The sequence below is a fragment of the Pseudomonas urmiensis genome, assembly GCF_014268815.2.
GTDB lineage: Bacteria > Pseudomonadota > Gammaproteobacteria > Pseudomonadales > Pseudomonadaceae > Aquipseudomonas > Aquipseudomonas urmiensis.
On sequence record NZ_JABWRE020000001.1, the window covers coordinates 1,709,370 to 1,722,059 of the forward strand.

At 62.3% G+C, this 12,690-nt stretch carries 10 protein-coding genes and 2 pseudogenes; 7 read left to right on the forward strand and 5 right to left on the reverse strand.

Annotated elements, in window-relative coordinates; all coding sequences use genetic code 11:
- Nucleotides 1-70 precede the first annotated feature (70 nt).
- Nucleotides 71-2,683: an excinuclease ABC subunit UvrA gene (gene uvrA / locus HU737_RS07570; RefSeq protein WP_186553499.1), complete on the reverse strand. Its 2,613-nt coding sequence runs from the start codon at nt 2,681-2,683 to the stop codon at nt 71-73.
- Nucleotides 2,684-2,942: 259 nt separating this feature from the next.
- Between uvrA and HU737_RS07575 the strand changes: the two genes are divergently transcribed.
- On the forward strand, nt 2,943-3,647 hold the full coding sequence (locus HU737_RS07575; RefSeq protein WP_186553498.1) for an SDR family oxidoreductase: 705 nt from the start codon (nt 2,943-2,945) through the stop codon (nt 3,645-3,647).
- 73 nt (nt 3,648-3,720) lie between these two features.
- Here the strand turns inward: HU737_RS07575 and HU737_RS07580 are convergent, their stop codons facing one another.
- The 3 genes and pseudogenes from HU737_RS07580 to HU737_RS07590 form a co-directional block, all read right to left on the reverse strand.
- On the reverse strand, nt 3,721-4,056 hold the full coding sequence (locus HU737_RS07580) for a hypothetical protein (protein WP_186553497.1): 336 nt from the start codon (nt 4,054-4,056) through the stop codon (nt 3,721-3,723).
- Nucleotides 4,057-4,172: 116 nt separating this feature from the next.
- Nucleotides 4,173-4,796: a glutathione S-transferase family protein gene (locus tag HU737_RS07585; protein WP_186553496.1), complete on the reverse strand. Its 624-nt coding sequence runs from the start codon at nt 4,794-4,796 to the stop codon at nt 4,173-4,175.
- A gap of 74 nt (nt 4,797-4,870) precedes the next feature.
- Nucleotides 4,871-5,449 (reverse strand): annotated as a pseudogene (locus tag HU737_RS07590) (LysR substrate-binding domain-containing protein); the annotation flags it as partial.
- Between the two features lie 6 nt (nt 5,450-5,455).
- On the opposite strand from HU737_RS07590, the pseudogene HU737_RS07595 reads away from it, so the two are divergent.
- Nucleotides 5,456-5,602, forward strand: a pseudogene (locus HU737_RS07595) (3-oxoacyl-ACP reductase); the annotation flags it as partial.
- A gap of 14 nt (nt 5,603-5,616) precedes the next feature.
- On the opposite strand, the gene HU737_RS07600 reads toward HU737_RS07595, so the two are convergent.
- A complete protein-coding gene (locus HU737_RS07600; RefSeq protein ID WP_186553495.1) occupies nt 5,617-6,552 on the reverse strand; it encodes a LysR family transcriptional regulator in 936 nt (311 codons plus the stop codon).
- A gap of 121 nt (nt 6,553-6,673) precedes the next feature.
- Between HU737_RS07600 and HU737_RS07605 the strand changes: the two genes are divergently transcribed.
- The 5 genes from HU737_RS07605 to HU737_RS07625 all read left to right on the forward strand — a co-directional run bounded on the left by HU737_RS07605 (nt 6,674) and on the right by HU737_RS07625 (nt 12,604).
- A complete protein-coding gene (locus HU737_RS07605) occupies nt 6,674-7,795 on the forward strand; it encodes an alkene reductase (RefSeq protein ID WP_186553494.1) in 1,122 nt (373 codons plus the stop codon).
- Nucleotides 7,796-8,031: 236 nt separating this feature from the next.
- Nucleotides 8,032-8,535 (forward strand): sigma-70 family RNA polymerase sigma factor, encoded by a 504-nt coding sequence (locus tag HU737_RS07610; protein ID WP_186553493.1) that lies wholly within the window; start codon nt 8,032-8,034, stop codon nt 8,533-8,535.
- Nucleotides 8,532-9,500, forward strand: a complete 969-nt coding sequence (locus HU737_RS07615) for a DUF4880 domain-containing protein (protein WP_186553492.1) — start codon at nt 8,532-8,534, stop codon at nt 9,498-9,500. Before HU737_RS07610 ends, HU737_RS07615 begins: the two co-directional genes overlap by 4 nt.
- A gap of 107 nt (nt 9,501-9,607) precedes the next feature.
- Complete coding sequence (locus HU737_RS07620; protein ID WP_186553491.1) at nt 9,608-12,046, forward strand: TonB-dependent siderophore receptor; 2,439 nt, start codon at nt 9,608-9,610, stop codon at nt 12,044-12,046.
- Nucleotides 12,047-12,328: 282 nt separating this feature from the next.
- Nucleotides 12,329-12,604, forward strand: coding sequence for a hypothetical protein (locus HU737_RS07625; protein WP_186553490.1), 276 nt, complete (start codon nt 12,329-12,331; stop codon nt 12,602-12,604).
- The last annotated feature ends 86 nt before the right edge of the window (nt 12,605-12,690 follow it).

The following is a 12,690-nucleotide window of genomic DNA, read 5'->3' on the forward strand; positions in this document are numbered from 1 at the left end:
TCGTGGGCAGTCGTTTGTGCGCTTACTGGTAGGCGTATGTATGTCCCGCAATGCGCTACGGGCACCGCGTTCAGCGCAAGGCGCCTGCCAAAAACGGCGCCGTGCGGCTGTGCCGATGCTTGGCCACCGTCTCAGGCTTACCGCTCACCACCACTTTGCCCCCGGCTGCACCAGCCCCCGGGCCGATATCGATCACCCAGTCGCTCTGCGCAACCACCCGCATATCATGCTCGACCACCACCACCGTGTGCCCGGCGTCGACCAGGCGGTTGAGTTGCACCAGCAGGCGATCGACATCTTGCGGATGCAGGCCATTGGTCGGTTCATCCAACACATACAACGTCGCGCCGCGCGCCGTGCGCTGCAGCTCGGTGGCCAGCTTGATCCGTTGTGCCTCACCGCCAGACAGTTCGGTGGCTGGCTGCCCCAGGCGCAGATAACCCAGGCCGATGTCCTGCAGCACCTGCAAGCTGCGGCGGATACTGGGCTGTTCGGCGAATACCTCAAGGGCTTGGTCAACGGTCATCTGCAGCACCTGGGCGATGTTCATCTCCTGCCAGGTCACCGCCAGGGTTTCGGGGTTATAGCGTGCACCGTGGCAGGTGGGGCAGGGGGCGTAGACGCTGGGCATGAACAGCAACTCGACGCTGACAAAACCTTCCCCCTCGCAGGTTTCGCAGCGACCTTTGGCGACATTGAACGAAAAGCGCCCGGCATCGAAACCTTGCGCCTTGGCCTGCGCGGTGGCAGCGAACAGCTTGCGCACGTGATCGAACAACCCGGTGTAGGTCGCCAGGTTGGAGCGCGGGGTGCGGCCGATGGGTTTCTGGTCGACCTTGACCAGGCGCTTGATCTGCTCCAGCCCGGCGACGATCTGGCCAGTGCTGGTCGCCTGCGGTTCATCTTCCAGGCTCTGTTCTTCAGCTTCCTCAGGCTGCTGCGGCTGGCCCAGGTGGGCGCCGACCAGTTCCAGCAGGGCCTGGCTGACCAGGCTCGATTTGCCCGATCCGGAGATGCCGGTGACGGCGCTGAAGCAGCCCAGTGGAAACTGCGCGCTGAGCGCATCGAGGTTGTTGCGGGTGATGCCTTCCAGGCGTAGCCAGGCGTGTGCCTGGCGAGGCTGATGTTGGCGGCTGGCCTGCTCTGCGAACAGGTAGGCGCGGGTGCGCGATGCCTGCACCTGGCGCAAGCCTTCGGGTGGGCCACTGTAGAGAATCTGCCCGCCATGCTCGCCGGCAGCAGGGCCGACATCGACCAGCCAGTCGGCCCGGCGCATGGTGTCCAGGTCATGCTCGACGACAAACACCGAGTTGCCGCTGGACTTGAGCCGCTGCAAGGCGGCATAGAGCGCTTGGCTATCGGCCGGGTGCAGGCCGGCCGAAGGTTCGTCGAGCACGTAGATCACGCCGAACAGCTGCGAATTGAGCTGGGTGGCCAGGCGCAGGCGTTGCAGCTCACCGGAGGACAGCGTCGGCGTGCTGCGTTCCAGCGCCAGGTAGCCCAGGCCCAAGTCGATGAGGGTGTCGATGCGCTCCAGCAACTCGGCGGCGATACGTTGTGCGGCCAGGCGCTTTTCCAGCGACAGGTTGGGCGTGTGCCGTACATCCGGGCCGCCGCTGTGCGCAGGCTCACCCTTGGCCGCGCGTTGTTGGCGGGCTGCGCGGGTTTGTTGGTGGGTGAGGGTTTCTGAGGTTTGTTCAGGCTGCTGCAGATAGTCGGCTGCGGCAACTTGCCTGAGCACTTTGGCCAGGTCTTGTAGTGGCATCTGTGACAGCTCGGCGATATCCAGGCCGGCGAAGGTCACGGTCAGTGCCTCGCGCTTGAGGCGTTTGCCTGCGCACAGCGGGCAGGGGCTGGGGCGCATGAACTGAGAGACACGCTTGCGCATCTGCGCGCTTTGCGACTGCATGAAGGTGTGCAGCACGTAGCGCCGGGCGCCACTGAAGGTGCCCTGGTAGCTGGGTTCGAGCTTGCGCTTGAGTGCAGCGCGGGTTTGCCCTGGGGTCAGGCCGGCATACACCGGTACGGTCGGCGTTTGTTCGGTGAACAGAATCCAGTCGCGCTGCTCCTGGGGCAGGTCGCGCCAGGGAATATCCACGTCGTAGCCCAAGGTCACGAGGATGTCGCGCAGGTTCTGCCCTTGCCAGGCCATCGGCCAGGCTGCGACTGCGCGTTCACGTATGGTCAGCGAAGGGTCCGGGACCATGCTCGCTTCGGTCACCTCGTAGACCCGGCCCAGGCCATGACATTCGGGGCAGGCACCTTGCGGGGTGTTGGGCGAAAAGTCCTCGGCGTAGAGCATCGGTTGCTCGGCCGGATAGCTGCCGGCGCGCGAGTAAAGCATGCGGATCGAGCTTGAGAGGGTGGTGACGCTGCCCACCGAGGAGCGGGCGCTGGGCGTGCCGCGTTGCTGCTGCAAGGCCACCGCTGGCGGCAGGCCTTCGATGGCGTCGACATCCGGTACGCCAACCTGGTCGATCAGGCGCCTGGCGTACGGCGCGACAGATTCGAAGTAGCGGCGCTGGGCTTCGGCGTAGAGCGTCGAGAAGGCCAGCGAGGATTTGCCCGAGCCGGACACCCCGGTGAACACCACCAGTGCGTCGCGGGGGATGTCGACGTCTACGTTCTGCAGATTGTGCTCGCGGGCGCCACGCACCCTGACGAAGCCGGAGTGTTGCGGCATGCGGCAGTCCTTTTGCGTAAAGGTTCTACCTTAGCGTGTTTGCCGGGATCTTGGGACTACATGCCTCTGCATGACCCTTGTAGGAGCTGGCTTATCGGGGCGCCGAACCGCTGCGATGGGCCGCAAAGCGGACCCAAAATGGCATGCCAACAGATTTTCTACAGGCTGCAAGCATTATTGATCACTGCTGCTGATCCCAACCAAGGTGTAGGCTGAACCTCACATCCACCGCAGACTTCGCGTAAAGCCAGGAGCCCCTATGTCAGTAGAAAAAGTAGCTATCGTAACCGCCGGCGGCAGCGGCATGGGCGCCGCTGCCGCCAAGCGCCTGGCCGCCGATGGCTTCAAGGTGGCCATCCTGTCTTCGTCCGGCAAAGGTGAAGCGCTGGCCCAGGAGCTGGGCGGCATTGGCGTCACCGGCAGTAACCAGTCCAACGCAGACCTGCAGCGTCTGGTCGACGCGGTCATGGAAAAATGGGGCCGGATCGATGTGTTGGTCAACAGCGCCGGTCACGGCCCGCGTGCACCGATCCTGGAAATCAGCGACGAAGACTGGCACCTGGGCATGGAAACCTACCTGCTCAATGTCATTCGCCCGAGTCGCTTGGTCACGCCGATCATGCAGGCCCAGAAAGGCGGGGTAATCATCAATATTTCCACCGCCTGGGCGTTCGAGCCGAGCGAGTTGTTCCCTACTTCGGCGGTGTTCCGTTCAGGCTTGGCAGCCTTCAGCAAAATCTTCGCCGACAACTTCGCCGGCGATAACGTGCGCATCAACAACGTGTTGCCCGGCTGGATCGACAGCCTGCCGGCCACTGAGCAGCGGCGCGACAGTGTTCCGCTCAAGCGCTATGGCACCAGCGAGGAAATCGCTGCCACCATCGCCTTCCTGGCCAGCGAAGGGGCGGCCTATATCACCGGGCAGAACATCCGCGTCGATGGCGGGGTGACCCGCAGCGTTTGATGACCAGGCGCGCCCCACGCCGCGCGATCAGCGGCCGGGCGCGCCCATTGGGCACCACTGTCGAAGCGTGGGATTACTGGACGTTGTTCAGCTTGATCACATCACCGGAAACCTTGGTGGTGTAGCCATTCAGGACCCAGGCCCAGAACCACTTTTCCTGCACTTGGGTATTGATCAGCGCATCGCCGCCCTTGGCCTTGATCGCCGCGTCCTGTGCACGGACGAAGCGGCTGTTCTGACGGATTGGGATAAGGCCGAACAGCATCAGGCCGGTGGCGCTGGCTTCACTGTGACCCAGCACGGTGTACTGGCTGCTGTCATAGTGGGCCGATTTGATCGGGGCACCTGTGCAACCTGCCAGAACCAGGCCGAATGCGCATGCGGCTACAACTTTACTGAGGTACTTCACTGAACAGCTCCATGGTCCAAAGCCCGGGATCCAATTCCCGGGGGGCGACACTCTAGCCGGACGATCAACCACTGGTAAAGTGGGGCGTTTTGCCAGCAAGGCGTGGCCGAGCGTGTCTAGGGCGTGCCGTTGCGACCATGCAGGCGAAAACCAGGTCGCCCGCTGAGCCGCTCATAATAGGCCGTGACTGCTGGCAGCGGTGGGTGGGCAAAAGGTGTTGCGAACCAGCGGTGGACCGACAGGCCGATGGGAATGTCGGCCAGTGAAAAGGCGTCGCCGGCCACGTAAGCCCCTGTTGCTTCGAGCTGCTGATCGAGTATTTGCATGTAGTTGGACCATTGCGCCAAGCCAGCGGCAAGCGCCTGGCCATCCTGATGCGCAGGCGAATGCCTGACCAAGGACATGAAGGCATAGCTCCAGGAGCGGTTCAGATCGGAGGCCTGCCAATCGATCCATTGATCCACGCGTGCCCTGGCCCTGGCTTCGGCCGGATAGAGCGCGCTCTGGCCATCACGTGTGGCCAGGTAGCGGATGATGCTGTTCGATTCCCACAGGGTGAAGTCGCCATCCTGGATAACCGGAACCATGGCATTGGGGTTCAGCGCCAGAAACTCAGGCAGCGCTGTCGGTTTGAAGCCCGCGCCCCAGTCCTCTCGTTCAAAGCCGATGTTCATTTCCGCGCAGGCCCATAGCACCTTGCGCACGTTGATCGAGGCCGCTCTGCCCAGTATCCGTAACATGTGGTCGTCCTTGTCTGGCGGGAAATCAATCGTCTATGACAGTCGTACAGCGGTCAACCCGTCGCCGCCGAGGTTCATGGATTGGGCAACTCGAAGCCAGCGATAGCTCGGCCAACGTTCACCGCCTGCGCCCGCAGCACCCGCATCAGGTGCAGCGCTGCTTGCGACGGTGGCTCGAAGCGCGAATAGACGAAGCTGATGTCGAAGTAGATTTCCTCGGCCAGTGGCACCACCGTCAAGCCGCTGTCTTGCGCCACGAACTCATCGATGATGCTCAGGCCCATGCCTTGCTTGACCAACGCCACCGCCTCGACGGCGTTGGTGAACGATAGCAGCGAGTGCAGGTGCAAACCGCGGTGCTCGATCTGTTGCGCGAGCAGTTGGCCAAACGGCATGTCGGGCCTGAACAGCAGCAGTGGCTGGCCCTCAAGCTGCTGCAGCGACAGCACTGGCTGCTGCGCCAGCGGGTGGTCGCCAGCCATCACCACCACCATGCGCCCGCGCATGAATGCCTGCGAATGCAGATGGTCATGCACTACTGGCAAGGCGGCGATCGACAGGTCGACTTTCTTCGACAGGATCTGGTTGGGCATCTCGTTCATCAACGAGGTCTGCCACTCGATGTTCAGTGACGGCGACTCAAGCTTGAGCTGCGGAACATTGATGCGAGCAAGGCCAAGATCCCCATGGGTCGCTTCCTCAAAGCCGAAGAGATCGCCAACATGGTGACTTGGATCGCGGGGCCGGAATGCAGCTTTACCACAGGCTTTGTGTTCGATCTGAGCGGGGGCAGGGCAACTTATTGAGGCCGCTGTTTGCTTCACGGGGCACTGCGGTTGAGCGTGCCATGCGGCGCCAAGCGTGGCAGCAGGTAATCGAGCAGGGCCCTGACCTTAGGCAGGCTTTCACGGCTCTTGAGCCATACCAGGTTCATCGGCAAGCCATCGGTGGCCAGCTGTGGCAGCACCTCGACCAGCGCGCCTGAATCGAGGTGGCGCTGAGTGAGCCAGGTCGGCAACTGGCCGATGCCATGGCCGGCCAGCACTGCCGCGACTTCCCCTTCACCATCGCCAACGGCAATGCGCGCCTGCACCGTTCGGCGCTCCATCTCGCCCGGCTGGCGCCCTTTGAAATACCAGGGGCTGACCAACCCGTCCGCCTGGCCGTAGCCCACGCAGTGGTGCGCATCCAGATCGCGCTCGCTGCGGGGGACGCCATGGCGCTCAAGGTAGGCGGGCGCTGCGCAAAAAATCAGCCGTTGCGCGCCGAAGTAGCGATGGCCGAGGTTCGCCGGCCACGCATCCGGCCCGCCTATGCGCACGACGATATCGATGCCTTCGTGAACCGGATCGACGAACCGGTCCGAGAACGAAATGTGCGGCTGCAGCAACGGGTGCAGGCCAATGAAATCGAGGATCAGCGGCAGCACGTGCATCCTGCCGTAGGAGGCCGGCAGGTCGATCCGCACTTTGCCGTGCGGCTCATTGCCCGCGCTGACCAGCACGTGCTCGACCTCTTCCAGATCTGCCAGTACCGCGGTGCAGGTGCGATAGAACGCGGTGCCGGCTTCAGTCAGTGACAATGTGCGGGTGGTGCGGTTGAACAGGCGCACCCCCAGTCTGCCCTCCAGGCGCGCGACACTTTTACTGACCGCTGAACTGGTCAGGTTGAGTCGTTCAGCCGCTGCGGTAAAGCTGCCAAGGTCGGCGACCGCGACGAACACGTCGATGCCCTTGAGCCGTTCAGACGAGTACATGCCACGCTCCAATTGATGAATTAAATTCCACTCACTTGAGAAATCTTTGCGCAGATCACTGAAGATTTCTTCAATAGGCTAACCCACACGCAGCATTACTCACTACCTGTGGAGACTTTTCGTGAGCCTGTTCAACGCATTTCAACTCGGCGATACCGTACTTCGAAACCGCTTCGTCATGGCCCCGATGACCCGTTCGCGTTCACCGGGCGATGTCGCCAATGCACTTACCGCGCTGTACTACACCCAGCGCGCCAGCTCCGGCCTGATCGTGTCCGAGGGCACGCCGATCTCGCGTGAAGGCCAGGGTTACCTGTTCAACCCAGGTATCTACACCCCTGAACAGATCGCTGGCTGGCGCCTGGTGACTGATTCGGTACACAGCGTTGGCGGCAAGATTTTCGCCCAGCTGTGGCACGTTGGGCGGGTGTCGCACACCTCGATCCAGGAAGGTGGCAAGGCACCGGTCAGTTCAACCAGCAAAACGGCTGAGGGCGCGTTCGCCTTTGGCTATGCAGACAACGGCGAGCCAGGTTTCGTCTCGACCTCCCAACCACAAGCGCTGTCGAGCGAAGCGGTCGGCCGGGTGGTGCGCGATTTTGCCCAGGCTGCGGCTAATGCGATTGAAGCGGGCTTTGACGGCGTGGAAATTCATGGCGCCAACGGTTACCTGCTGGAGCAGTTCCTCAACCCCAAGGTCAATGACCGCACTGATCAGTACGGCGCGCAGAACCTGGATAACCGCCTGCGTTTCGTCTTCGAAGTGGTCGACGCCGTGTGCCAGCGAATTGGCGCCGGGCGCGTGGGTATTCGTTTCTCGCCGTACGGGCAGTTGATGGACATGCCGCTGTACGATGAGATCGACCAGACCTACAGCGCGCTGTGTGCCGGCTTGGGCGAGCGCGGCATTGCCTATGTCCATGTGATGGACCAGACCCACTTCTTCCTGCGTGCCGAAACGGCCGTAGCGCGCGAAGATGCGCTCAAGGCGTTGCTGGTCAGTTGCCGCAAAGGCCTCAAGTCGACCCGCTTGATTCTGGCCGGTGACCTTACCCTGCAACGTGCGCAAGAGTTGGTGGCGTCGGGGCTGATCGACCTGGCTGGGTTTGGCCAGCCCTTCATTGCCAATCCGGATCTGGTTGCACGGCTGGAAAATGGCTGGCCGCTGGCGGTGGCGAACAAGGACACCTACTACGGTGGTGGCGCAGAAGGCTACATTGACTATCCGCCGTATCTGGGCTGAGTGAAGGCGTTTCAGGGGCCTACCGTTGTGCTGCTGGAGGGGGTGTCTGGGCTGGCCTCATCGCGGGGCAAGCCCGCTCCTACGCAGGCGGCGCCACACCGATGGGAGCGGGCTTGTCCCGCGATAGGGCCACAGCAGGCGGCGTGTTCTCATGTAGTCAGGCAAAACCTGTAGTAAAAAATGAATGAGAAGTATTACCATGCACGGCTTTCCTCGCTGCCCAGGAGATCCCGTTCATGTCGCCCTCCAGCTCAAACGATGTCGGTGAGCTCTACCTCCAGCACCACAGCTGGATCGTAGCCATGCTCCGGCGTCGCCTGGGCAATCGCGAGCAAGCGTTGGATATCGCCCAGGACACCTTCGTCAAGCTGTTGCGCAGCGAACTGCCACCGCTGCTGCGCGAACCGCGTGCCTACCTGTGTACGGTCGCCAGTCGCCTGTGCCTGCAGCATTTTCGCCGGCAGGCGCTGGAGGCGGCCTATCTCGACAGCCTGGCGCTGATCGAGCCCCAGCATCAGCCTTCGGAAGAAACCCGCTTGTTGGTGCTTGAGGCGCTCGATGCCGTGGGCCAGGTACTCGACGGCCTCGGTAGCCGGGTACGGGAAATCTTCCTGCTGTCGCAACTCGATGGCCTGACCTACCCGCAAATCGCCGAGCAGTTGGGGCTGACTGTCAACGTGGTGCAAAAGGCCATGCTCAAGGCCTATCGGCACTGCTATGCAGCGGTCTACCAGCAATGACGCCGCTGGCCTCGGACGAATCATCCCTGGACCCGCACGTGGTCGAGCAGGCGATGCTGTGGATGGTGCGTCTGCAATCGGGTGTCAGCAGCGCAGGCGAGCAGCTGGCCTGCCACCGCTGGCGCCAGGAAAGCCCTGCCCACGAGCAGGCCTGGCAGCGCCTCAATGGTATTGGCCAGGGCCTGCGCGATGGCACTCGCGGATTATCGGCAGGCAACGTCCGCGGGCTGCTCCAGGCGCGAGCGTTGACTTCGCGCAGAGCCGTGCTCAAAGGCTTTGCTGGCGCGGGGGTGTTGATCGCAAGCGGCTACGGGGTCAGCCAACGTAGCCTCATGCCAACCCTGTTCAGTGACTACGGCACCTCGACAGGTGAGCGGCGCAGCCTGTCATTTGACTCGGGCGTGGCGGTGCAACTGGATACCCGCAGCGCACTCGACAGTGAGTTCGCAGCGGGCCTGAGGGTGCTGACCCTCAACCAGGGGCGGATGCTGCTAACGCTGCAGCAGGGCGCGCAGGTCGCGCTGCGCACTGCTGATGTGTGGGTCCGGCCACAGCCGCTGGCGCGCCTGCTGGTCAGCCAGGAGCGCTCCGCCACCCTGGTGCAGTTACTCGATGGCGGGGCACGGGTCGAGCAGCCGCGCGGGCAACGCTTCGAGCTGCGCGCTGGCTGGCAGCAAAGGTTCAGCGACTCGCTTGCCGGTGCCTTGGCGCCATTGCCGGCAGGCGCTGCGGCGTGGACCCAGGGGCTGCTGCTGGCCGAGCGCTTGCCACTGGGGCAACTGCTCACGGAACTGGACCGCTATCGGCCCGGCGTACTGCGCTGCGATCCACGTATCGCCAACCTGCAGGCCAGTGGTTCGTTCTCCATCGATCAGCCGGAGGCCAGCCTGGATCTGCTGACCCAGGTTTTGCCGATTCGCGTGCAACGGGTATTCGGCTATTGGGCTAGCGTCGTGCCGGCTTGAATTTTTTTTTCATCGATTAGGCAGGTTTTGCTGCATCACGCATCAAGACAAGGGAAGGCACTGATTAGCCAGTGTCATGACCCCACTGTTTTCCAAGGATTGTCTCGATGCAAACTCGCCTTACTCCCCTTGCAGCTGCCGTGCGCGGCGTGTTGTTCGGCCTTGCCGTGGCCTGGGTCCAGCCTGTCGCGCAGGCGGCCCAAGCCACTGTCGAGCAGGCCGACGTGCGCAGCTATGACATTGCAGCAGGAAGCCTGGACAGCGTATTAGGCCAGTTCGGTCAGCAAGCGGGGGTAATGGTTGCGGTGGATTCGCAGCTCTCCAATGGCCTGAACAGTCCTGGTCTGCGCGGCCAATTCGCGCTCGACCAGGCGCTTGCTCAACTGATCGCCGGGACTGGCCTGCAGCCAGTGACAGTGGCACCGGGGCGCTATCGTTTGATCGCTCAGGTCAGCTCAACCGGTGCCATGGAGCTGGGCGCAACCAGCATCAGTGCCGCAGGGTTGGGTGCCACCACCGAAGGCACCGGCTCCTATACCACCGGCTCGACCAGCACTGCGACCAAGTTGAACCTGTCGATTCGCGAAACCCCGCAGACCATCAGCGTGATCACCCGCCAGCGCATGGACGATCAGCAACTGCACAGCATGTCCGAGGTACTCAACCAGACCCCTGGGGTGACCATGTCCCAGGACGGCGGCGAGCGCTTCAACATCTACTCGCGCGGCAGCGCGATCAATACCTATCAGTTCGACGGCGTCACCACCTACCAGGAAAACCAGACCCGTAACATGCCCAGCACGCTGATGGACATGGCCATCTACGACCGGGTCGAAGTGGTGCGCGGCGCCACCGGCTTGATGACCGGTGCGGGCGATCCGAGTGGGGTGGTCAACGTCGTACGCAAGCGCCCGACCCGCGACTTTCAGGCCTACCTGCAGGGCGGGCTAGGCTCGTGGGATTACCAGCGCCTGGAGGCGGATGTCTCCGGCCCCTTGACCGCAACCGGCAACCTGCGCGGGCGAGTGGTTGCGGCCAAGCAGCTGAACAACACCTTCATGCAGTGGTACCAACAGGACCGCGACATTCTCTATGGCGTGCTCGAAGCCGACCTGACTGACAGCACCGTGCTGCGCTTTAGCATCGACCACCAGCGCTACCGGCCGACCGGTGCGCAGGGCGTGCCGATGATCTACACCAACGGCCAGCAGACAGATTTCTCCCGTTCGAAAAGCTCCGGCGCGCGCTGGAACTCCGATCGCTTCGAGACCAACAACTACACCCTGGGCATTGAGCAGCAACTGGCCAACGATTGGCAGTTGAAGGTCGCCACCACCTTCATGGATGTCGACCGCGACACCTTTGGCGGCTCCTATTCGAGCTCGACCAACCGCGCCTACATCACCCCTGAAGGGATCGCGACCATCGACCAGTCCTGGGCCCAAGCCACCCAGCACCAACGCGCTGTGGACGCCACCGTGCAAGGGCCGTTCGAGCTGCTGGGGCAAACTCATGAGTTGATCGTCGGCGCCAACTACCTGGACTACGTCAACCATCATTACGCAAGCAGCGGCCCCGATGTGCTGGTCGACTACGACCACTGGAGCAACGAGCTGCCCAAGCCCGACCGGGACGGATTCACGCCGTTCATGACCTATGACGTCGACACCCGCCAGAGCGGCTATTTTGCGGCGGGGCGCTTCAATCTCAGCGACAGCCTGCACCTGATCCTCGGCGCACGGGTCAGCAACTACCGCTACAACTATTACCTCGAACTGCTCAGCAGCAGTGCCGCTCCCCAAGACTATTCGATGACCGAGCGCGGCGTGGTCACGCCCTATGCCGGACTGGTCTACGACCTCACCGCCGAACAGTCGGTGTATGTCAGCTACACCGACATCTTCAAGCCGCAATCGAGCCAGGACAGCAGCGGCAAGGTGCTGGATCCGGTGGTGGGCAAGAACTACGAACTGGGTTGGAAGGGCGAGTTCTACGAGGGCCGACTCAATGCCAACGTGGCGGCCTACCTGATCAAGCGCGACAACGTCGCCGAACTGGATGCCGGCCAGACGGTGCCGGGCACCGGCAATGATGCCTACAAGGCGGTCAGTGGCGCCAAGACCCAAGGTCTCGACCTGGAACTGTCCGGCGAGCTCAGCCCAGGTTGGGAATTGCAGGCCGGCTACAGCCACTCGCGAACCGAGGATGCCCAAGGCCAGCGCCTGACGACCCAGCTGCCGCTGGACTCCTTCCGCCTGTGGACCACCTACAAGCTAGCCGGTGACTGGAACCGCCTGACCGTAGGCGGCGGGGCTAGCTGGAACTCCAGCAACTCGCTGTACTTCAGCCGCTACAACAGCCGCGTCGGCCAAGACGATTACGCCGTGTTCAACCTGATGGCGCGCTATCGCCTGAGCGATCATCTGTCGACCACCTTGAACCTGAACAACCTGTTCGATGAGAAGTACTACTCCGGCTTTTCCGGCAGCTACGGGCACTATGGCGCGCCGCGTAACGTGATGATGAATGTGCGTTATGACTTTTGAGCTGAGCGCTGGCGAGCGAGCGCAAAGGGCTACATCGCCATCGCCGACCGGCCGCCGTGCCAGAACTAGCAGTTTTGTCAGGCCCGAGATCGCCCCCAGCACTGTACGGTTTGTAAACATCAGCGGTTGTCCGAAGTTCAAGAAAACTGCCCTTGCAGCCGATAGCGCAGCTATCGCATAGGTTTGCGATGGATACCTGCGACATCGTGAGGCCCTGAAAGGCTCTCGACAGTCGTACGTTATGAGTGGTCGTTAAAGCGGCCTCCCACTGAAGGAAGACAAATGAGTAAAGCTGCTAGCTCACAAGCGCCGAGTGCCTATCATGAAACGATAATTCTGATGCTGTGTGGACTGCTGACGTTCATCGTTTGCTTGACACTGCATCTGGTTGGCGTCAATACACTTACCGCCTTCAATTTTTTCCTGGCTACTGTCGGGATCTTTTTGATACCGGTGTCTCTGCTCGCTAAGAACGTTCGCTTGGTTCGGATGATCGCAGTCGTGGGCATGACAATTGCCGTGGCCTCAGTAATTGTCAATCCGCCGTGGGCGGTGTAGCCATTAGCCTTGGCGCGGGCCGTTAGCTTCTAACGGCCATGCACATTCCTGCGGTTCATCGCCGCATTCACCTGTCTGGCCTTAGC